The sequence below is a fragment of the Rathayibacter tritici genome (assembly GCF_001641005.1).
Taxonomy (GTDB): Bacteria; Actinomycetota; Actinomycetes; order Actinomycetales; family Microbacteriaceae; genus Rathayibacter; species Rathayibacter tritici.
The window spans coordinates 1,591,152-1,611,975 of the sequence record NZ_CP015515.1; the positions used below are offsets into that span (position 1 = coordinate 1,591,152).

Consider the following 20,824-nt stretch of genomic DNA (forward strand, 5'->3'; position numbering starts at 1 on the left):
TACGCTGGACCCCGCGTCGGGCCGAACCACTCGCCCTTCGCTAGCATGGCGACTATGACTGCTGCGGCGACCGCCATCGGGATCGACATCGGGGGAACGGGCATTAAGGGGGCTTCGGTCGACCTGGCCGCGGGCACACTGCTCAGCGACAGGATGAAGCTCGCCACCCCCGACGGCGGAAAGCCGAAGGACATCGTCGCCACCGTTCAGCAGATCCTCGAGCACATTCCGGACCTCCCCTCGGACACCCCGGTCGGCATCTGCTTCCCGGCCGTCGTCGTCCACGGCCGCACGATGTCGGCGGCCAACGTCTCGGACGAATGGATCGGCCTCGAGGCCGAGAAGCTGTTCGAAGACGCGCTCAACCGGAACATCTTCTTCGTCAACGACGCCGACGCGGCGGGCTACGCCGAATCCCGCTTCGGAGCGGCGAAGGACACCAAGGGCCTGGTCATCATGACCACCCTCGGCACGGGAATCGGCACGGCGCAGATCCACGACGGGACCCTCATCCCCAACGCAGAGCTCGGCCACCTCGAGATCCACGGCGGAGACTATGAGAAGAAGGCGTCATTCGCCGCCAAGGAGCGCGACGACCTCGACTACAAGCACTGGGCGAAGCGACTCCAGCGCTACTACTCCCACCTCGAAGCGCTCCTCTGGCCCGACCTCTTCATCGTCGGCGGCGGCATCTCCAAACACCACGAGGAATTCCTGCCGCTACTCGATCTGCGCACGCCGATCATCCCCGCCGCGCTACGCAACAACGCCGGCATACTCGGCGCGGCAGCCCTCGCGGGCTGAGTTGTTGCCCGCGGCGGTCCCCGCCCGCCGCGGCGCGGTTGGCGTGCCAGGGTGGTGCGTTTCGTAGAGCGGGTCGCGGTCGGCTACGGGCGGCGGCCGCTGATGGTGGGGCTGCGACGCGCGGGGGACGTGCTGGTCGGAGTACCCGGCGGCGTTTCGAGACCGCCGTACGCGGAAGGCGGCACGGGCATGAGATGCCCCGCCGGGGCGGGGCATCTCATGGCGAAGGGGTCGGCTGATACGCCGGGTTCTGTTCACGCCGCGCCTCTCGGCGGGCGCTGGACGGCCATCTCTCTCGGAGCCACGTTGCCGTGACCCTCCAGCGGTCTACCCGAGGACCCGACGAGCAGCCGCATCGTCCTCTGTCTGACCTTGCTCCGGGCGAGGTTTACCGAGCGGACCGGATCACTCCGGCCCCTGGTGGTCTCTTACACCACCGTTTCACCCTTACCGCCGACCGAAGCCTGCGGCGGTCTGTTCTCTGTGGCACTGTCTCGCGGGTCGCCCCGGGTGGGTGTTACCCACCGCCCTGCTCTGCGGAGCCCGGACGTTCCTCGGCACCGGGCTCTCGCCGCGGTGACGCGACCGTCTTGCCGACCCGTTCGCCCGTCCAGTGTACGGCTCAGGCGAGCGTCGACTCTTCGCCGCGCACCAGGATGCAGCCGCTATCGGGGCAGAGGACGACCTCGTCCGGTGCAGAAGCGCGGATCCAGGACAGATCCGACTCGGTGAGCGCGACTCCGCTGCCCTCGGACACCTTGCCGCGCAGCAGTGCCGCTCCGACGCCATAGCGGGCGCGCTGCTTGTCGTAGAGCTCGACGAGATCCTCCGGGAGTGTCGTGACGAGATCGGCGCGGTCGCGGGCCAGCGCCTCCTGCTTGTCGCGGAGCTTCTCGGCCTGCGCGTCGCGCTCCTCGGCGAGAGTGGTGAGCGAGGCGACGACCTCGTCGCGCTCGGTTCGAGCGGCGGCGACCTCGGCTTCGATGCCCTCGATGCGCTCCATCAGCGTCAGCTCGATGTCCTCCAGGTCGCCCCGGCGTTTCACCAAGGAGGAGATCTCGCTCTCGAGCGCGGCGATGTCCTTCGCGGCAGATGCGGTCTGCAGGCGGTCCCGGTCGCGCGTGAGGCGCTTCTCGACGACGCTGACGTCAGACTCGATGCGGCCGAGTTCGGTGCGCACATCTTCGAGGCGCCCGGTGCGCTCGGCGAGGCCGCGACGGGTCTCGTTGTCACGGGCCTGCATCGCCTGGATCCGCGCGATCTGCGGAAGCGTCGCGAGCGCGTGGCGCAGCTGTGCGCCCCTCGTGTCCAGACTCGCCAGAGTCAGGAGTTCGCGCTGGTGTGCGGGGCTGGCTTTCACGTGGCGGTCCTCGTTCCCGGCACGCAGGGTGGGCGCGCCGCGTCCATTCTCCCGTGCCCGCGGCAGCTCAGTGCACGATCGCGAAATCCCACGGGTCGGTACGGGTCTCGCTCACCTCGACGGTTACCGTGGGGAGGGCCTCGCGCAGAGCGGCCGCGGCGACGTCGAGCCACAGCCACTCACTCGCCCAGTGCGAGACGTCGATGAGCGCGGGGCCTGTCCCGTGCAGAGCCTTCTCACGGGCCTCCGAGGCCGGGTGGTGCCGGAGGTCGGCGGTGATGAAGACGTCGCTCGTGCGGACCGCGGGGGCGTCCAGGAGCGAGTCCCCCGCTCCTGCGCAGAGCGAGACGCGGCGCACCGGGCTCTCGTAGCCGCCCGCGACCCGCACTCCCCCGGCCGTGGCGGGCAGGAGGTCGGCGACCGCCGCGGCGAGACGGCCGAGGGTGACCTCCTCCGGCAGGTCGCCGACACGCCCCAGCCCGACGGAGGGGTCGGAGCCGGGGATCAGCGGTGTGGCGCCGGTCAGGCCGAGCCGCGTTGCGATGACATCCGAGACGCCGTCGGTCACGATGTCGGCGTTCGTGTGGGCCGACACGAGGGCGCAGCCGCTGCGGATCAGCTCGGCGAGCAGGCGCCCCTTGTAGCCGTCCTCCGCAATCGAGGTGACTCCGCGCAACAGCAGCGGGTGGTGCGCGATCAGCAGCTGGAAGCCGCCGTCGACCGCTTCGGCGACGGTGTCCGAGACGACATCGACGGTCAGCAGAATGCGTTCGACGGAGGCGGCGGGGTCACCCGTCACCAGTCCGGGAGCGTCCCAGCTCTCGGCAGCCGCCTCGGGCCAGAGACGATCGATGACGGCGTGGACGTCGCGCAGAGTGGACATGTGTCCAGGGTAGGGGCGCCCAGCGCGGTGCTCGGTCTCGACGGCGTGGAGGGCGTCACCCGCACGGCCCGCGTGAAGGTGGCGAGGATGCCGCCGGGCCGATCCGCCGGGTCGGCGCGTTATCGAGCGCCACGGGCGCGTGGTCGGTGGTCCGTGATTGCCTGGCGGCATGAACGAGACACTGCCCTGGGCCGTAACGGCCGTGCTGACCCTGACCCTCGTGATCACGATTCTGCTCGGACGAAGGCGGCGTGCGGCGGCGGCGGTCGACGCGCGCAGAGCCGCGGAGGAGAACGAGCGCTCCTCCGCGCAGCTCCAGCAGGGCCACCGGGATCATCTCGACGCTGTGTCCCGCACGCACGAGGCGGAGCTCGAGGAGAGGCGGGTCGAGCTCCAGACGGTGCGTGAGGAGGCCGAGCAGAGTCGGAGAGCACTCGCGAAGACCTGGAAGGGAGAGGCCGTCTCGCACCGGTTGATCCGCGAGGCCTGCCTGGCGGCGGGTTTGTCCGGCCTGCTCGCTACTAATGTCGTCTTCGTGCCGGCTGATGCCCGAACGACGCGGCGCTTCCTCGCCCAGATCGATCACCTCCTGCTGACCCGGCACGGAGCGATCATCATCGAGGCCAAGTACTGGCAGGGGGTGGTCTTCGACGGCGTTCGGCCCGGTACCGTGCACCCGTCCTACGGCGTGCTCATGGACGAGGACGCGCTGCCCGATGCATTCGCCGTCCAGATCGCTCCGGACACCGCGGCGCAGTGGACGGTCAGGACGCACCTCGAGCACCGGGTCCCCGCCCTGCACGTCCGGACACAGGCTGCCCGCTTGAAGGACCACCTCGCCGAGCAGGGACTGCCGACTCCGTGGTTCGATACCGCGGTCCTCTACAGCCACCCGGACGTCACGACCTACGCTCCCGCATGGCAGGGCGCCGGCTCGGCGCGGACCCGAATCGTCACCGGCGCGGAGGAGCTGACGGATGCACTGGCCGACCTCGCGCGGCGTCCCCACACCACCATCGCGGACAACGCCTGGGGGGAACTCTCAACGTTCCTGACCGGCTGCGGTGCCCACGTGGAGCCGGTGGGACCGCGGGCGGCCTAACGGCGCAGCATGACGAGCCTGCCCGACGGGGTGACCTGACGGGGTGACCTGACGGGGAGGGATCCGAACGGAGCCCAACCGAGCGGGTCGCCCCGGATACGACGAAGGTCCGCACTCCCGGAGGAGTGCGGACCTGTTCGGTGGATCCGAGGGGATTCGAACCCCTGACCCCCTGCATGCCATGCAGGTGCGCTACCAGCTGCGCCACGGACCCGTACGCCGTACGATTTCTACTCGATCGAGGATCGTGATCGACCGTTTTTGCTGCCTTTTCCGCCCGGCGGAAGCAACTCGAATAAATTACAACATGAACGGCGCGAAGGGAAATCGACCGCTGTCGCCGGGCGTGTTCGTCAGGTCGAGGGCGTCGTCGCCTCGACGGCGGCCGTCCGATCGATCGTGAACGGCACCGTCGGGCAGTCCTTCCACAGGCGCTCCAGCGAGTAGTACATCCGGTCCTCTTCGTGGAAGACGTGCACGACCAGGTCTCCGAAGTCGAGCAGGATCCACCGCCCCTCCGCACGGCCCTCGCGACGCAGGAGCTTGGCACCGGACTCGTTCAGGCGATCCTCCACCTCGTTCGCAATGGCGACCACGTTTCGCTCGGAGCGGCCGGTGGCGAGGAGGAAGATGTCGACGAGCGGCAGCGGTCCCGAGACATCGAGGGCGACGAGGTCCTCTCCGCCCTTGGAGTCGGCGGCGGTGGCCGCGAGCTGGAGCAGGGCGCGGGCGGAGTCGGTAGCAGTCATGAAGCCTTCAGTGTTGGTGGTGGAGGTCAGAAGATGTTGAGCACGAAGCCACCGATGAACAGCGCGATCGAGGCGACCAGGAGGACGGCGGCGGTGATCGCGAGAACTACCGGGACGCTGATGCCGGCGCGTTTCTGCGGCGCGATCATGGAGGTTCCCGCGGCGTGAGTCGACACGGCGCTGGAGGCACGGACCGGCTCGGACTCGCCAGCGGGCTGCTCGCGGTCGATGCGGTCGACGTAGCGGTCGACGTCGGGCGAGTCGTAGAGGTTCGGGTGCTGCCCCGTGGAGCCGAGGCTTCGCGGGAGGTCGAACGATCCGGTGACGAGGATCTCGCCTGAGTCGGTTCCGATGGAGGTGGCGGGGCCGGTGGTCGGCAGGATCAGCGCGTTGGTCGTCGTGACGGCGCCGGTGGCGGCGACTCCGCTCGCAATGAGGGAGTCGAACGAGGCGTCCACCTCCTCCTTCGACTTGCTGTCCAACTCCTCGGTGATGGCGAGGTGCTCGATCGGCGGTTCGAAGCTGCCGGTGATCTCGGTCGCCTTCTCGTCGACGATGTCGAGCGAGCCGCCGACAGAGGCGAACAGGGCGGTGTTGAGATGCGGCTGCTCGGGCTCTGGCGCGGGTTCATCCACGGTCTGACCCGCAGGCTCCGGCTCCTCCGCAGGCGCCGGCCCGTCCTGCTCCTCCGGCGTGTCGGACGAGGACGACGCACCGGCCGACTCCTCGAGCCCGCTGGTCGCCGTCGGCTCCTCGGGCGCGGGGTCATCGGACTCGGTCGAAGGAGGCGCGGCATCCTCGGACGCCTCCGACTCCTCGAGCGGCGCAGCCGTCTCGGCGGCCTCGGGCACGCCCCCCTCCGTGGCGGCGTCCTCGATTTCGGGGACCGGCTCGGCGTCGCGCGACTCGTCGGCGGCCTCGACCACGGCCACTGCGCCCGTCGGCGGAAGCGCCGACGCGCGCTCGAGCGCGCCCTCGACCTCGCTGGACCGCTCCCGACCGGCGAGAGCTGACGGCTCGGCCTCCGGCGTCGCCGCAACCTTCGCGGCCTGCTGCTGCGCCAGCAGGGCGCGCAGCTCGCGACGGGTCAGCGGCCGGCCGGTCGCATTCTCGGTGGCGACGATCTCCGTCGAGGAGGTACGCAGGTCGGGTTCGCTCGCCGGGCCCGGGTCGACGGGTGTGATCCTCAGGGCCTGAGTCGGAGTGAGCACAGGCATGTCGCCGGCGGTGGTGACGGAGGCCGTGGCAGCTCGACGAGAGGTCGTCGCAGCGACGGCAGCAGGGGCCGCGCCGGCCTCGCGCCTCTCGCGCTCGCGGATCTCGCGCCGGGTGAGCGGCTTCTCCTCGGGCTGAACTGTCATGACGTACTCCGATACAGGTGGTGCTTCGAGATGTACTGGACGACACCGTCGGGAACCAGGTACCAGACCGGATGACCCCGGTTCACGCGGCTCCGACAGTCCGTCGAGGAAATCGCTAGTGCCGGAATCTCCAACAAGGATACGTCCTGGGCCGGCAATCCCGAAACGTTGAGGACGTGCCCCGGTCGGCTGACGGCGACGAAGTGAGCCAGCTCCCACAACTCGTCGTAATCCTTCCAGCTGAGGATCTGCGCGACCGCGTCCGCGCCGGTGATGAAGAAGAGCTCGGCGTCCGGATGCGCGGTGTGGATATCGCGCAGGGTATCGATCGTATAGGTCGTCCCGACCCGATCGACGTCGACGCGGCTGACCGTGAAGCTCGGGTTCGATGCGGTGGCGATGACCGTCATCAGGTAGCGGTGCTCCGCCGAGGTGACTGTCTTCTTGTGCCACGGCTGACCGGTGGGGACGAAGACGACCTCGTCCAAGTCGAACGATTGGGCCACCTCGGACGCGGCGACCAGGTGGCCGTGGTGGATCGGGTCGAAGGTGCCGCCCATCACGCCGATACGGGGACGCCGCGGGCCTCCGCTCGCGGCGGACGTCACGATCGCTGGGCTCCCCGCCTAGTGACCGTGACCGTGCTGGTCGTTCGAGCCCGCACCCGTCTTGTGCGAGTGGCGGTTCGCGACATCGCGGTAGCTCCAGGTGACGAAGCCGAGCGCCGTGAAGGCGACGGCGGCGATCAGCCCGAAGACGATCGGGGGGAACGGCAGCTCCGCATGGGCCGCTGCTTCGGCGAGGACGGTCGTCGCGAGGGACATGCAGTGCTCCTTGGAGGTCGTGGTCGCCCCGGCGGGGCTTCGTCGAGTCTACCCGGACGCCGCGGGGCGCCGAATCGTCCGCGTCGGTCAGGGGCGAATCTGACCGGAGCCGCGCAACAACCACTTCGTGCTGGTCAGCTCGGCCAGGCCCATCGGGCCCCGCGCGTGGAGCTTCTGGGTCGAGATGCCGACCTCGGCGCCGAAGCCGAACTCTCCGCCGTCGGTGAAGCGGGTCGACGCGTTGACCATCACGACGGCCGAGTCGACCTCAGCGAGGAAGCGCTCGGCGCTGCGGAGGTCTTCGGTCACGATCGACTCGGTGTGGTGCGTCGAGTAGCGGTCGATGTGGGCCATCGCCGCATCGAGGTCGTCGACCACAGCGACCGCGAGGTCGAGCGAATAGTACTCGGCCGACCAGTCCTCCTCGGTGGCCGGAACGGCATCCGGCCAGAGAGCCACGACGCGCTCGTCCCCGTGCACAGTCACGCCCGCCTCAGCGAGGCGTCCGAGCACCGGCGGCAGCAGGCGCTCCGCCGCGTCCTGGTGCACGAGGAGGGTCTCGAGGGCATTGCAGGTGCTCGGGCGCTGGACCTTCGCGTTGTGCACGATGTCGAGGGCCCACTGCTCATCGGCGCTGGCATCGAGGAAGACGTGGACCACTCCGGCGCCCGTCTCGATCACGGGGACCGTCGACTCCGTCACCACGGATTCGATCAGCCCCGCGCTCCCCCTCGGCACCAGCACGTCGACAAAGCCCCGCGCGCGCATCAGCGCCTTTGCGCCTTCACGGCCGTGGTCATCGACGCTCTGGATCAGCTCGGCCGGAAGCCCCACCGAGGCGACCGCCTCCTGAAGCAGCTCGACCAGGACGCGGTTCGTGTTCTCGGCGGCGGTGCCCCCGCGCAGGACAACGGCGTTGCCGCTCTTGAGCGCGAGCGCGGCGATGTCGATGGTGACGTTGGGCCGGGCCTCGTAGATCGCTCCGACCACTCCGAAGGGCACGCGCACCTGCGTCAGCGAGGCTCCGTTGGGCAGGTTCGCTCCCCGCACCGTCTGCCCGACCGGATCGGTGAGCCCGGCGACCGCGACGACGGCGTCGGCGAGAGAGCCCAGGCGCGCGGCGTCGAGGCGGAGGCGGTCCTGCAGTCCCGCGCTCATCCCGCTCTCCCGACCGCGCTGGAGGTCGAGCTCGTTCGCCGGCGCGACTCGTTCGGCGCTGGCGCGCAGCGCGTCGGCCAGAGCAAGCAGCGCCCGGTTCTTGAGGTCGGTCGTCGCGCTGCGGAGGGAGCGCGATGCTGCACGGGAGGCGGCGAACCGCTCGGTCAGCGCACTGCTGGCGGGGGTCGTCTGCGGCATCCGGCCAGTGTAGGCGCAGACGACCCCGAGGGCAGGGTCAGCTCTGCTCGTTGTGCTCCGTGCCGTCGTCCTCATCGGCGACGCGCCAGACGCCGCCCTGCCGCTCGCGTTCGAGTTCGGCCCGGGCCTGGGCCTTGGCGTCCATCCGCTCGAAGTAGTCCTCGCGGCGCTCGTTGCGGGTCTTGCGCCGGTTCTCGTCCAGGCGGACATCGGTGCCACGGGGCGCTGTGATGAGCTCGGCCGTCGAGGTGAGGGTGGGCTCCCAGTCGAAGACGACGCCGTCGCCTGGGCCGATGACGACCGTGGAGCCGGCGACCGCACCCGCCGTGAACAGGCCGTTCTCGACTCCGAGCTTGGCCAGACGGTCGGCGAGGAAGCCGACCGCCTCGTCGTTCGTGAAGTCGGTCTGGGCGACCCAGCGCACGGGCTTCGTGCCGAGCACGCGGTAGACGTTGCCGTACGAGCCGCCCTCGACCTTGATCTCGAAGTCTTTCTCGTCCACGGCGCGGGGTCGGATCGTGATCCGCTCGGCCCGCGGCACGGCGGCAAGCTCCAGGCGGTGCTTCTCGACGATCTCAGCGAGGGCGAAGGTGAGCTGACGGAGCCCGGAGTGGCTGACCGCCGAGATCTCGAACACGCGGTAGCCGCGGCTCTCGAGGTCGGCCCGGACGAAGTCGGCCAGTTCGTGGGCCTCGGGAACGTCGACCTTGTTGAGGGCGATCAACTGCGGGCGCTCGATCAGGGGAACCTGTCCGTCGCCGACGGGGTACGCCGCGAGCTCGCCCAGGATGATGTCGAGGTCCGTCAGCGGGTCGCGGCCGGGCTCGAGCGTGGCGCAGTCGAGCACGTGGACGAGCGCGGTGCAACGCTCGACGTGGCGCAGGAACTCCAGGCCTAGGCCCTTGCCCTCGCTCGCACCCTCGATCAATCCGGGGACGTCCGCGACGGTGAATCGCGACTCCCCCGCCTGAACCACGCCGAGATTCGGGGCGAGGGTAGTGAAGGGGTAGTCGGCGATCTTGGGCTTGGCCGCCGAGATGGCCGCGACCAGGCTCGACTTGCCCGCCGACGGGAATCCGACCAGCGCCACATCGGCGACGGTCTTCAGCTCAAGGACGACATCGCCCTCCCAACCCGGCGTTCCCAGCAGCGCGAAGCCGGGGGCCTTGCGCTTGGTGGTCGCCAGCGACGCGTTGCCGAGCCCGCCCTGCCCGCCCGGAGCGATGACGAACCGCACGCCCGGCTCGTCCATGTCGATCAGCTCGTCGCCGGCGGACGACTTCACGACTGTGCCGACCGGGACGGGCAGTTCCAGGAGCTCGCCGTTGCCCCCTGCGCGGTGGTCGCCCATGCCGGGGCCGCCGTTGTCGGAGCTGCGGTGCGGATGGCGGTGGTAGGCGAGCAGTGTCGTCGTCTGCGGGTCGGCGACGAGGACGATGTCGCCGCCGTGACCGCCGTTGCCGCCGTCGGGCCCGGCGAGCGGTTTGAACTTCTCGCGGCGGACGGAGACGCAGCCATTGCCGCCGTGGCCGGCACGCAGATGCAGCGTGACGTTGTCGACGAAGGTGACCATGATGTGAATCCGTCCGTGAGTGCGAGGGGCGCCGAGATGCCGACGCCGAGGGGCTGCGCCCCGAGAAACGCGCAAGGGGCGAGCCGAAGCCCGCCCCTTGCGTCCTGTGCCTGTGCGGCCGAGGAGGTCGACCCTACTGGGCGGCCGCCACGATGTTGACGACCTTGCGGCCACCCTTGCTGCCGAACTCGACAGCACCCGCCGAGAGGGCGAACAGAGTGTCGTCGCCACCGCGTCCGACATTCGCGCCGGGGTGGAAGTGCGTGCCGCGCTGGCGGACGATGATCTCGCCCGCGTTCACGACCTGGCCGCCGAAGCGCTTGACGCCGAGACGCTGCGCGTTCGAGTCGCGACCGTTGCGAGTGGAACTCGCGCCCTTCTTGTGTGCCATTTCTCATCTCCTCGAGACCGGGGGCCGCAGCCCCGTGCTGATCCCCCGCTGAGCGATGGCTCGCCCGGCAGGTCAGCTCAATTCTTGTGCAGGACTACTTGATGCCGGTGACCTTGACGCGCGTGAGGTCCTGACGGTGCCCCTGGCGCTTCTTGTAACCGGTCTTGTTCTTGAACTTCTGGATGATGATCTTCGGACCGCGGAGGTCCTCGAGCACCTCGGCGGTGACGGTGACGCCCGCGAGGGTCGCCGCGTCCGAGGTGATCGACTCGCCGTCGACGAGCAGCACGGCAGGAAGCTGCACGGTGCCGTTCTTGTCGGCCTTGACCCGGTCCATCGTCACGATGGTGCCGACCTCGACCTTCTCCTGCCGACCGCCGGCGCGCACAACTGCGTAAACCACTTCTCGTACCTGTTTCTCATCTGGACGGAGCGGAGGCCTCGTCCGGGGCTTGTAGGGACGGGGCTGAGCCCCGGTCTTCCGGTTCGTACCCGTCTCCTCACGACACGAGGGAACCGGCACCGCGGCCCGCGCCCCGCGAGGGGCCGAGCGACAACGGAAATCTGCGTGAGCACATGGAGCGCGCCACACCAACGGTCAAGAGTACGGGATCCGTGCTCCACGGTCAAACGCGCACAGCCCTGGAGCCGCGTCCGCCCGACCGGCGACCCCGTCACGATAGTCGAGCGCGACACGGATGAACGGACGGCGCGCCGCCTACGATGGGGGAATGGCCATCCTCGTGGATACCGCGCGCTGGCCGGCCCACGGTCGGCTTTGGGCGCACCTGGTCAGCGACGCCTCCCTGGAGGAGCTGCACGACTTCGCGCGCCGCCTCGGCGTGTCCGAGCGCGGCTTCGATCTGGATCACTACGACGTGCCCGAGGAGCGGATCGACGAGTTCGTCGCCGCCGGAGCGGTGACGGTCAGCGCGCGGGAGCTGGTCGAGCGGCTGCGCGAGAGCGGGCTCCGCGTCCGTGGGCGCGACCGGGACGCCGAAAGGGCCCGGCGTCGGCTGTCGCCGACTACCGAGCCCTCCTGATGCCACGTCGCGCTACTGGTCGGCGCGGCGCGGGGTCTGCTCGGGGATGACCACGACTCCGGTGAGGGCCGCCGTGGTGACGCGTCGGCTCCTGGCGCGGCCCTGACCGGGCTGCTTCGGGGCAGGCAGCGCATCGAGTACGGAGTCGAGCAGGTGCTCGGCCACCTCGCTGCGGACCCGGCGCGGGGGCGTGAGCGGAGCGATCGGGATATCGAGGATCGGCGCGGCAGCGGCCGGCGCGGCCTCCTCCTCGACGGGGACCTCGATCGGCGCCTCGGGCGCCTCGGCGACCTCCGGGCGCGGCTCGCGATCGCGGCTGCGACGGCGGCGCTCACCCCGGGCGGGACGCTCGCCGCGACGACTGGACTCGGTCGGCTGCTCCTGCGCGATCTCGGTGATCTCCTCGGGTGCCTCCGCCGCGACCGCGTCCGTGGCGTCCTCGACAAGTGTCGCGGCCACCTCCGCCGCCTGGCGCACGGCCTGGGGCTGGATGGTGCTCGCGGCGATCTGCGCGAGCGCGTTCTTCGCGTCGTCGGTGATGGCGTGGGTGCTCACAGCCTTGGTCGCCGAGGCGCCCTGGCCGTTCTGCGCGCCGTTCGAGCGGCCCGAGGCGGCGGGCTGCTGCTCGCCACCCTTGCCGCGGCGGCGCTGCTCCTGCTGCGGAGCGGCGGTGGAGCGGTGCTTGAGGACCGGGTCGTGATGGACGATGACGCCCCGTCCGGCACAGACCTCGCAGTTCTCGCTGAAGGTCTCGAGCAGGCCCAGGCCCAACTTCTTGCGGGTCATCTGGACAAGGCCGAGCGAGGTGACCTCGGCCACCTGGTGCTTGGTGCGATCGCGGCTGAGGCACTCGACCAGACGGCGGAGCACGAGGTCGCGGTTGGACTCGAGCACCATGTCGATGAAGTCGACGACGATGATGCCGCCGATGTCGCGCAGGCGCAGCTGACGGACGATCTCCTCGGCCGCCTCCAGGTTGTTCTTGGTGACGGTCTCCTCGAGGTTGCCGCCCGAGCCGACGAACTTGCCGGTGTTCACGTCCACCACCGTCATCGCCTCGGTGCGGTCGATCACGAGCGAGCCGCCGCTGGGCAACCAGACCTTGCGCTCCAGCGCCTTCTCGATCTGCTCGGTGATCCGGAACTCGTCGAACGCGTCCTTCTCGCCGGTATAGATCTCGACACGCTCGAGCAGGTCGGGGGCGACCTGGCTGAGGTAGAGCTCGATGGTCTCGCGGGCGTCCTCGCCGGCGATCACCATCTTCTCGAAGTCCTCGTTGAAGACGTCGCGGACGATCTTGATCAGGAGGTCGGGCTCGCTGTGCAGGAGGGCGGGAGCCTGCCCGGTTGCGGCCTTTGTGCTGAGGGCGGTCCACTGCGCGGTCAAGCGCTCGACGTCGACGGTCAGCTGCTCCTCCGTGGCGCCCTCGGCGGCGGTGCGCACGATGACGCCCACGTTCTCGGGGAGCACCTCCTTCAGGATCTTCTTGAGGCGCGCGCGCTCCGTGTCGGGCAGCTTGCGCGAGATGCCGTTCATCGAGCCGTTGGGCACGTAGACGAGGTAGCGGCCGGGGAGGGAGATCTGGCTCGTGAGCCGGGCGCCCTTGTGGCCGACGGGGTCCTTCGAGACCTGCACGAGGACGCGGTCGCCGGGCTTGAGCGCCAGCTCGATGCGACGCGGGCCACCGGCGTTGTTCGCGGCGTCCCAGTCGACCTCGCCGGAGTAGAGCACGGCGTTGCGACCACGTCCGATGTCGACGAAGGCGGCCTCCATGCTGGGCAGGACATTCTGCACGCGACCGAGGTAGACGTTGCCGATCAGCGACGCCTCCTGCGAGCGGGCGACGTAGTGCTCGGCGAGCACACCGTCCTCCAGCACGCCGATGCGGATGCTGTCCTCCTTCGAGCGGACCACCATGACACGGTCCACGGCCTCGCGGCGGGCGAGGAACTCGGACTCGGTGACCACCGTGCGCCGGCGGCCGGCGTCGCGGCCATCGCGGCGGCGCTGCTTCTTCGCCTCGAGGCGAGTGGAGCCCTTGATCCGCTGAGGCTCGGTGATGAGTTCGGGCTCGCGCGTCTCGCGCTGCTCGCGCGGCTGGCGGACCCGGACCACGGTGTTCTCCGGGTCATTGGACCCCGAGCGCTCACTTTCGCCGCTGCGACGGCGCGAGCGGCGGCGAACGGAGCCCTGCTCCTCGGAGGGACGCTCGCGCTCCTCCTCAACGCCCAGCGGTGCACCGCGGGGCGGCAGCGGGGCCAGTTCGACGTAGTCGGGGAGGACCGGCGCCTGGAACAGGAGCGACGGACTCGGCAGGGCGGGACGTCGTGGCTCCTCCTGATCGGCCGCCGCGGTCTGAGCCGGGGCATCAGCGAACACCGCGCCCGTCGACGTTGACGGCTCGCCCGCCTGAACGGCGCTGCCGTCCTGGTCGGCACTCCCGGTCTCGGCGGCAACCCCGCCTCCGGCGTCGGGCTGGTCGGCACTTCCGGTGTCGGGCTGGTCGGCACTGCCCGATTCGGGCTGCCCGACGCCCGCGATCGCGGTCCGGTCGGTCTCGTTGCTGTCGATGATCGTCTCCCCTGTCACTGGCGCGCTCGACTCGGTCCGCCGGGTGGCCCGGCGGCCACCGAAGAGGCGGCTGATCTTCCTGGCCCCGCTGCGGGGCTCGTCGCGGTCCGGATCGGATCCGCTCGTACTGTTGTCTTCCACCATTCCTGGTGCACTCCTCGGCCGGGTCGTCCGCCGCGTCGTCTTCCCGGATGCTTCTCTCGTGCGAGGGGCCTCAGCCCGACGCGAATCCTTCCGCTCCCCCGGTCCCGTCGCTCTCGTGGCGCGTGACTCCGGTTGCAGCTGCACTCTCGGAACTGACTATCCGACACGCGCTCCCCCGCGGTGCGACCTGCGGTCGTCTCCCGGCGGAGCGGAGATCCGGCGCGTCCATTCGCGGAACGCTGGCGATCTCCTGTGGCCCGGTACTCGCCCGGTAAACCTTCTTCGCGTCGATGCGGGATCTCCCGGACCGACGGCTCCGATTATCGCACGCATTCCCAGAGGCGCTGGTCCGACGCGTGTCATAATCCCCCGGTGTCCAGCGATCTCGGGGTGCGCGACGCCCCCTCCCAGCAGCGCCCCGTCACCTTCGCCGTCCTGCTGATCGTCCTGGGCGTGATCGGCTGGACCGCCGCCTTCGCTCTCACCCTTGACAAGTTCGCGGCGCTCACGGACCCCGGTGCAAGCCTGGGCTGCGACTTCAGCCTGCTGGTGCAGTGCAGCGCGAACCTGACCTCGGCGCAGGGGGCGGTCTTCGGCTTCCCGAACCCGCTCATCGGCCTCGCAACGTGGATTGCGCCGATCGTGGTGGGCGCCGGTCTGCTTGCGGGCGCCCGGTTCGATCGCTGGTTCTGGGCGTTCTTCAACCTCGGGTTCCTGCTGGCCCTCGTGTTCGTCGGCTGGCTCGTCGCGACGAGCATCTTCGCGCTCGGGACGCTCTGCCCCTGGTGCATGCTCACCTGGGCGGTCGTCATCCCCGGCTTCTGGCTGGTGACGCTCCGGAATCTCCGCGAGGGCGTGTACCCGGTGCCGGCCGGAGTGCGCCGAGTCGCCGGCGCCGCCTACGGCTGGAGCGGGTTCATCACGCTGATCTGCTACCTGCTGATCGCGGTGATCGCGCAGGTGCGCCTCGACGTGCTCGCCTACCTCTGACGACTCCCGTCAGAGGCAGGCGGTCGATCGGATCGAGCACACCGCGGGTGGAGCACACCTGAGGTCAGGCGAACCAGAGGCCGAGCTCGCGCGCGGCCGACTCCTCGGAGTCGGAGCCGTGCACGAGGTTCTGCTGCACCTTCAGTCCCCAGTCGCGGCCGAGATCACCGCGGATGGTGCCGGGCGCAGCGGTGGTCGGGTCGGTGGTGCCGGCGAGAGCGCGGAACCCTTCGATGACGCGGTCACCGGCGATGCGGAGGGCGACGATCGGTCCGCTCTCCATGAACTCGACGAGGGGCTCGTAGAACGGCTTGCCCTCGTGCTCGGCGTAGTGCGCGGCGAGCAGCGCACGGTCTGCCTCGACGAGCTTCACGTCGACGAGGGAGTATCCCTTCGCCTCGATGCGGCGCAGGATCTCGCCAGTGAGGTTGCGGGCGACGCCGTCGGGCTTGACGAGGACGAGAGTCTCCTGGGTGGCCATGATTCAGCGGTCTCCTTCGGTGGGGTCGATGGGGTCGGTGGGCTCCGCCGCCCTCCCCGTCTCGATGTCGTGTCGGGTCTGAGCGTCTAGGCGGGTGCCGGTGACCATGCAGTAGGTCCACAGCGCCACGAACGCGGCGCCGATGACGTACATGATCGGGACCAGTAGGCCCGAGGCCACGATAACGAACTGCAGCAGCCAGCCGATGCGGAAGCCGACCGGGCGGTTCAGCAGACCCAGCGTCGCGACGAGAGCGAGGCAGACCACCGCTCCGCCGACCAGCACGACGACGGGATCGGCGGCCTTCAGCCCGAAGGCGACGAGCGTGGCGAGGAAGACGATGACCGCCTCGAAGCCGAGGATGATCGAGCCGAGGCTCTCGCGGACCGTCCGGGTGCGGCGGGGCCGACCGGCCCTCACGAGCCGAGCCAGTTCTCGTCGCGCGCGGCGGTGATTGTGCGACCGACGAGAGTGATCGAGCCGGTGACCAGGAGCGCGCCCTTCTCGGTGCGCGCCGCGAGGACGCGACCGGCGGTGAGCGCGCCCAACGGATCGTCCGCGACGCGGACCGCCTCCTCCGGGAACACCGTCCGGGCCAGGGCCGCGAGCTGGTCGGCGGGCATCGCGCGCCCACTCGGTGCGGTCGTCACGATCAGCTCGTCCACGACCGGTCGCAGCTCCCGGAGGATCCCCTCGGCGTCCTTCTCGGCGAGGACGCCGAGGACGGCGGTGACGCGGTCGAAGTCGAAGTAGCGGCCGAGCGCGGCGGCGAGCGATGCCGCGCCATGCGGATTGTGAGCGGCGTCCACGATCGTGCGCGGTGCGAGGCCGACGAGCTGGAGGCGGCCCGGAGAGGTCGCGGCGGCGAAGCCCTCGTCGAGGACGTCGCCGGTGAGTTCTTGTGTGCCGCCGCCGAGGAAGGTCTCGACGGCGGCGACGGCGACGGCCGCGTTCTCGGCCTGGTGGTCGCCGAAGATCGGCAGCAGGAGCTGCTCGTAGGTGCTGACCAGTCCGCGAACGGTGACGACCTGCCCGCCGACCGCGACGGTCGTCGAGTCGACGTCGAAATCCGCCCCCTCGACGACGATCGAGGATTCGGTGGCCTCGGCCGCCTGCCGCAGCACCGCCTCCGCCTCCGGGACCTGCTTCGCCGAGACCACGGACGCCAGCGGCTTCACGATGCCCGACTTCGTCCGTGCGATCTCCTCTATGCTCGAGCCGAGGCGCTCCATGTGGTCGAGGGCTATCGGCGTGAAGACGGCGACCTGCGCGTCGGCGACGGTCGTCGAATCCCACTCGCCGCCCATGCCCACCTCGACCACGGCGACGTCCACCGGGGTGTCGGCGAAGGCGGCGTAGGCCAGGACGGTGATCGCCTCGAAGAACGACAGCGGCGCCTCGCCCTGCTCGGCGAGCTCGGCATCGGTCATCCGCAGGTACGGCTCGACGTCCTGCCAGTTGTCGGCGAGCCGGCGGTCAGAGATCGGCTCGCCGTCGATCACGATCCGCTCGTTGAAGCGCTCGAGGTGCGGACTGGTGAACAGCCCCACCCGCAGCCCGTGGGCGCGCAGGAGGCTCTCGATCATCCGGCTGGTCGAGGTCTTGCCGTTGGTGCCCGCGATCTGGATGACCGGGTAGGCCCGTTGCGGGTCACCGAGGATCTCGACGGCGCGGCGGGTCGGCGCGAGGCGCGGCCGGATGCTCGCCTCGCCCAGGCGCTCGAGGAGCGCCGCGTAGACGGCGTCGGCGGCTGCGCGATCGCCGTCGTCGGTCTCGAGCGGATCAGACATCGGCGGCCTCGACCTTCTCGACGCGGATGATGGCGGTGCCGGCGGGGCCGAACGCGATCGCGCCCTCGCCGCCCTCCAGCGCCGTGGTGAGCGGAGTGAACGCGCAGCCGGTCGCGAGCGTCTCCTCCGCGATCCACAGCGCGTGCGGTTCGAGCGCCCGCAGGCTCGGCTCGTCGAGCACGACGTCCAACACGATCCGGTCGCTGACCTCGAGGCCGGCCGCCTTGCGGGCGTCCTGCACCGCGCGGATGAGGTCGCGCGCGAGCCCCTCCGCCTCGAGCTCGGGCGTGGTCGCGGTGTCGAGCAGCACGAAGCCGCCGCGCGGGAGCAGGGCGATGGCGCGATCATCGCCGGCCGAGCCGCCGACCTCGAGCGTGAGCTCGTACTCGCCCTGGACCAGCTCGACGCCACCGGCGGTGACGACGCCGTCCGTCTCGCTCCAATCGCCGGCCTTCGCGGCCCTGATCACGCTCTGCACGCCCTTGCCGAGGCGCGGACCGGCGGCGCGCGCATTCACCGCGAGCCGAGAGGTGACTCCGTAGTCGGCCGCGCTGGAGCCGACGAGCGGCACCAGCGACACCTCTTTCACGTTCAACTCGTCACGGAGGATTGCCTCGAAGGGCGCGAGCTCCTCGGCGTCCGCGATCACGACGCTCAGGCGCGCGAGCGGTAGGCGGACGCGGAGCCCGGCCTGCTTGCGCAGCGAGAGAGCGGTCGACGAGATCGCGCGCACCGCGTCCATCCCATGCACGAGCACCTCGTCGGCGGGGAACTCGTCCGCCTCCGGCCAGTCGGCCAGATGGACGCTACGGCCGCCGGTGAGGCCCTGCCAGATCTGCTCGCTCACGAGCGGGAGCAGTGGCGCGGCCACCCGGCACACGGTCTCGAGGACGGTGAAGAGGGTGTCGAATGCCGCGGACCCGTGTCCCTCCTCGTCGACTCCCCGCCAGAAGCGGTCGCGGGACCGCCGGACGTACCAGTTGGTGAGGACGTCCGCGAAGTCCCGCAGTGCGGCGGCCGCGAGCGTCGAGTCGAGGGCCTCGAGGTGGCCGGTGACGGTCGCGACGAGGTCGCGAGTCTTGGCCAGCAGGTAGCGGTCGAGCACGTCGTCGGAGTCGGTGCGCCTGGTCGCCTCGTAGCCGCCTCCCGCCGAGGCGTTGGCGTAGAGGGAGAAGAAGTACCAGGTGCTCCACAGCGGCAGGAGCACCTGGCGGACGCCCTCGCGGATGCCCTCCTCGGTGACGACGAGGTTGCCGCCGCGCAGCACCGGGCTCGACATCAGGAACCAGCGCATCGCGTCCGAACCGTCTCGGTCGAAGACCTCCGCCACGTCGGGGTAGTTGCGCAGCGATTTCGACATCTTCTGCCCGTCATTGCCCAGCACGATGCCGTGGCTCACCACGTTGCGGAACGCCGGTCGGTCGAAGAGCGCGGTGGAGAGCACGTGCAGCGTGTAGAACCAGCCGCGGGTCTGCCCGATGTACTCGACGATGAAGTCCGCCGGGTTGTGAGTGTCGAACCAGTCGGCGTTCTCGAACGGGTAGTGCACCTGGGCGAAGGGCATCGATCCGGAGTCGAACCAGACGTCGAGCACATCGCTGATGCGCCGCATCGTCGAGCGGCCGGTGGGGTCGTCGGGGTTCGGGCGGGTGAGGTCGTCGATGTACGGGCGGTGCAGGTCCTCTGGCCGCACGCCGAAGTCGCGCTCGAGCTCGTCGAGGGAGCCGTAGACGTCGATACGCGGGTACTCGGGGTCGTCGCTCTTCCAGACCGGGATCGGTGAGCCGAAGTAGCGATTGCGGCTGATCGACCAGTCGCGAGCCCCCGACAGCCACTTGCCGAATTGCCCGTCCTTGACGTTCTCGGGCACCCAGGTGATCTCCTGGTTGAGCTCTTCCATCCGGTCGCGAAGCGCGGTGACGCGCACGAACCAGCTCGAGACCGCCTTGTAGATCAGCGGGTTGCGGCAGCGCCAGCAATGCGGGTACGAGTGCTCATAGCTCGCCTGGCGGAGCAGGCGGTGCTCGGCACGGAGCAGCTGCGTGAGCGGCTTGTTCGCGTCGAAGACCTGCAAGCCGGCGACCTCGCTGATCTGCGGCAGAAAGCGGCCGCCGTCGTCCACCGAGATGATGACGGGGATGCCCGCCGCCTCACAGACCTTCTGGTCCTCTTCGCCGTAGGCGGGCGCCTGGTGCACGATGCCGGTGCCCTCGCTGGTGGTCACGTAGTCGGCGACGAGGATGCGCCACGCGTTCTGCGTGCCCCAGGCCCGGGTGTCGGCGTAGTGGTCCCAGAGGCGGTCGTAGCTGATCCCCTCCAACTCCGCGCCGCGGTGCGTGCGCGAGACGGCGGCCAGGGCCGACTCCGCATCGGGATAGCCGAGGTCTTTCGCGTAGGCGCCGACCTGGTCGATGGCGAGGAGGTACTCGGCCGACAGCTCGCGCTCCTCCGGCTCACCCTTGCCGTCGGCAGCGCCGTTCGGGCCGGCGGGAACGACGGCGTACTCGATGTCCGGCCCCACGGCGAGCGCGAGGTTCGTCGGCAGTGTCCACGGCGTCGTCGTCCAGGCGAGCGCGCGGACCGCCGTCAGCTGCAGCGCCTCCGCCGTCTCGCCCACCAGCGGGAAGGTGACGGTGACCGTCTGGTCCTGGCGCATCGCGTAGACGTCGTCGTCCATCCGCAGCTCGTGGTTCGAGAGCGGAGTCTGGTCGCGCCAGCAGTACGGCAGCACGCGGTGGCCCTCGTAGGCGAGGCCCTTGTCGTACAGCTGCTTGAACGCCCAGATCACGGACTCCATGAAGGAGGGATCCAGCGTTTTGTAGTCGTCATCGAAGTCGACCCAGCGCGCCTGGCGGGTGACGTACTCCTGCCACTCCCCCGTGTAGCGCAGCACCGACTCCTTCGCGGCGGCGTTGAAGGCCGCGACGCCCATCTCCTCGATCTGCGACTTATCGGTGATGCCGAGCTGGCGCTCCGCCTCGAGCTCGGCGGGCAGTCCGTGCGTGTCCCAGCCGAAGCGGCGGTGCACCTGCTTCCCGCGCATCGTCTCGAAGCGGGGGAAGACGTCCTTGGCGTAGCCGGTGAGCAGGTGCCCGTAGTGCGGCAGGCCGTTGGCGAACGGGGGGCCGTCGTAGAACACCCATTCCGGTGCGCCCTCACGCTGGCGGATCGACTCCTGGAAGGTGTCGTCCGCCTTCCAGTAGGCCAGGACGCGCTCCTCGATCTCGGGGAAACGCGGCGACGGGGTCACCCCCCGTCCGAACGCGGAGTCCTCGGCGGGCTCGGCTCCGTGCGGGGTGGGCGGGGTCAGAGGGTAGGTCACGTGCGGTCTCCTGGCAGTGCTGCTGGTCTGCACGAGGACGGCCCGCCCGGATCTCAGACCCCGGGCCGGGTCGCGGTACC

19 protein-coding genes, 1 tRNA gene and 1 other RNA gene are annotated in these 20,824 nt (G+C 70.0%); 4 read left to right on the forward strand and 17 right to left on the reverse strand.

Features of this window, described 5'->3' with window-relative positions; genetic code table 11:
* Positions 1–54 precede the first annotated feature (54 nt).
* A complete protein-coding gene (gene ppgK / locus A6122_RS07200; protein WP_068253244.1) occupies positions 55–804 on the forward strand; it encodes a polyphosphate--glucose phosphotransferase in 750 nt (249 codons plus the stop codon).
* A 223-nt stretch (positions 805–1,027) separates the two neighbouring features.
* On the opposite strand, the gene rnpB is transcribed toward ppgK, so the two are convergent.
* The 3 genes from rnpB to A6122_RS07215 form a co-directional block, all read right to left on the reverse strand.
* Positions 1,028–1,405, reverse strand: an RNA gene (rnpB, locus tag A6122_RS07205) — RNase P RNA component class A.
* A gap of 21 nt (positions 1,406–1,426) precedes the next feature.
* The gene (locus A6122_RS07210) at positions 1,427–2,164 is read right to left on the reverse strand and encodes a zinc ribbon domain-containing protein (RefSeq protein WP_068253246.1); all 738 of its coding nucleotides are present in this window, start codon (positions 2,162–2,164) and stop codon (positions 1,427–1,429) included.
* A gap of 67 nt (positions 2,165–2,231) precedes the next feature.
* Positions 2,232–3,047 carry a Nif3-like dinuclear metal center hexameric protein gene (locus tag A6122_RS07215; protein WP_068253248.1) on the reverse strand — a complete coding sequence of 272 codons (816 nt, stop codon included), beginning with the start codon at positions 3,045–3,047 and terminating at the stop codon, positions 2,232–2,234.
* A 169-nt stretch (positions 3,048–3,216) separates the two neighbouring features.
* Between A6122_RS07215 and A6122_RS07220 the strand changes: the two genes are divergently transcribed.
* Entirely contained in the window at positions 3,217–4,149 is a 933-nt protein-coding gene (locus A6122_RS07220) for a nuclease-related domain-containing protein (protein ID WP_084415874.1), read from the forward strand.
* Positions 4,150–4,290: 141 nt separating this feature from the next.
* On the opposite strand, the gene A6122_RS07225 is transcribed toward A6122_RS07220, so the two are convergent.
* The 9 genes from A6122_RS07225 to rplU all read right to left on the reverse strand — a co-directional run bounded on the left by A6122_RS07225 (position 4,291) and on the right by rplU (position 10,806).
* Positions 4,291–4,363: transfer RNA gene (locus tag A6122_RS07225), tRNA-Ala, on the reverse strand.
* A 139-nt stretch (positions 4,364–4,502) separates the two neighbouring features.
* Complete coding sequence (gene rsfS / locus A6122_RS07230; protein WP_068253252.1) at positions 4,503–4,898, reverse strand: ribosome silencing factor; 396 nt, start codon at positions 4,896–4,898, stop codon at positions 4,503–4,505.
* A gap of 26 nt (positions 4,899–4,924) precedes the next feature.
* Positions 4,925–6,259, reverse strand: a complete 1,335-nt coding sequence (locus A6122_RS07235; protein ID WP_068253253.1) for a hypothetical protein — start codon at positions 6,257–6,259, stop codon at positions 4,925–4,927.
* Positions 6,256–6,867 carry a nicotinate-nucleotide adenylyltransferase gene (gene nadD / locus A6122_RS07240; protein ID WP_084415875.1) on the reverse strand — a complete coding sequence of 204 codons (612 nt, stop codon included), beginning with the start codon at positions 6,865–6,867 and terminating at the stop codon, positions 6,256–6,258. The genes A6122_RS07235 and nadD overlap by 4 nt, the downstream gene beginning before the upstream one ends.
* 18 nt (positions 6,868–6,885) lie before the next feature.
* Positions 6,886–7,083, reverse strand: a complete 198-nt coding sequence (locus A6122_RS07245) for a hypothetical protein (protein WP_068253257.1) — start codon at positions 7,081–7,083, stop codon at positions 6,886–6,888.
* An 87-nt stretch (positions 7,084–7,170) separates the two neighbouring features.
* Positions 7,171–8,439 (reverse strand): glutamate-5-semialdehyde dehydrogenase, encoded by a 1,269-nt coding sequence (locus A6122_RS07250; RefSeq protein ID WP_068253259.1) that lies wholly within the window; start codon positions 8,437–8,439, stop codon positions 7,171–7,173.
* A gap of 37 nt (positions 8,440–8,476) precedes the next feature.
* Positions 8,477–10,012, reverse strand: a complete 1,536-nt coding sequence (gene obgE / locus A6122_RS07255; RefSeq protein WP_068253261.1) for a GTPase ObgE — start codon at positions 10,010–10,012, stop codon at positions 8,477–8,479.
* Between the two features lie 133 nt (positions 10,013–10,145).
* Positions 10,146–10,403: a 50S ribosomal protein L27 gene (rpmA, locus tag A6122_RS07260; RefSeq protein ID WP_068209107.1), complete on the reverse strand. Its 258-nt coding sequence runs from the start codon at positions 10,401–10,403 to the stop codon at positions 10,146–10,148.
* Positions 10,404–10,497: 94 nt separating this feature from the next.
* The gene (rplU, locus tag A6122_RS07265) at positions 10,498–10,806 is read right to left on the reverse strand and encodes a 50S ribosomal protein L21 (protein ID WP_068209104.1); all 309 of its coding nucleotides are present in this window, start codon (positions 10,804–10,806) and stop codon (positions 10,498–10,500) included.
* Positions 10,807–11,134: 328 nt separating this feature from the next.
* On the opposite strand from rplU, the gene A6122_RS07270 reads away from it, so the two are divergent.
* A complete protein-coding gene (locus tag A6122_RS07270) occupies positions 11,135–11,446 on the forward strand; it encodes a DUF4031 domain-containing protein (protein ID WP_068253264.1) in 312 nt (103 codons plus the stop codon).
* Between the two features lie 12 nt (positions 11,447–11,458).
* Here the strand turns inward: A6122_RS07270 and A6122_RS07275 are convergent, their stop codons facing one another.
* Positions 11,459–14,161, reverse strand: coding sequence for an Rne/Rng family ribonuclease (locus A6122_RS07275; protein ID WP_068253267.1), 2,703 nt, complete (start codon positions 14,159–14,161; stop codon positions 11,459–11,461).
* Positions 14,162–14,533: 372 nt separating this feature from the next.
* On the opposite strand from A6122_RS07275, the gene A6122_RS07280 reads away from it, so the two are divergent.
* Positions 14,534–15,151 carry a vitamin K epoxide reductase family protein gene (locus tag A6122_RS07280; protein ID WP_237358255.1) on the forward strand — a complete coding sequence of 206 codons (618 nt, stop codon included), beginning with the start codon at positions 14,534–14,536 and terminating at the stop codon, positions 15,149–15,151.
* Between the two features lie 64 nt (positions 15,152–15,215).
* Here the strand turns inward: A6122_RS07280 and ndk are convergent, their stop codons facing one another.
* Genes ndk through ileS form a run of 4 tightly spaced genes read right to left on the reverse strand, consistent with a single transcriptional unit; the run spans position 15,216 to position 20,744 of the window.
* Positions 15,216–15,632, reverse strand: coding sequence for a nucleoside-diphosphate kinase (gene ndk, locus A6122_RS07285; RefSeq protein ID WP_068253271.1), 417 nt, complete (start codon positions 15,630–15,632; stop codon positions 15,216–15,218).
* A gap of 3 nt (positions 15,633–15,635) precedes the next feature.
* Positions 15,636–16,052: a DUF4233 domain-containing protein gene (locus A6122_RS07290; RefSeq protein ID WP_237358256.1), complete on the reverse strand. Its 417-nt coding sequence runs from the start codon at positions 16,050–16,052 to the stop codon at positions 15,636–15,638.
* The gene (locus A6122_RS07295; protein WP_068253273.1) at positions 16,049–17,422 is read right to left on the reverse strand and encodes a bifunctional folylpolyglutamate synthase/dihydrofolate synthase; all 1,374 of its coding nucleotides are present in this window, start codon (positions 17,420–17,422) and stop codon (positions 16,049–16,051) included. Before A6122_RS07295 ends, A6122_RS07290 begins: the two co-directional genes overlap by 4 nt.
* The gene (gene ileS / locus A6122_RS07300; RefSeq protein WP_084415876.1) at positions 17,415–20,744 is read right to left on the reverse strand and encodes an isoleucine--tRNA ligase; all 3,330 of its coding nucleotides are present in this window, start codon (positions 20,742–20,744) and stop codon (positions 17,415–17,417) included. Before ileS ends, A6122_RS07295 begins: the two co-directional genes overlap by 8 nt.
* Positions 20,745–20,824: the final 80 nt, after the last annotated feature.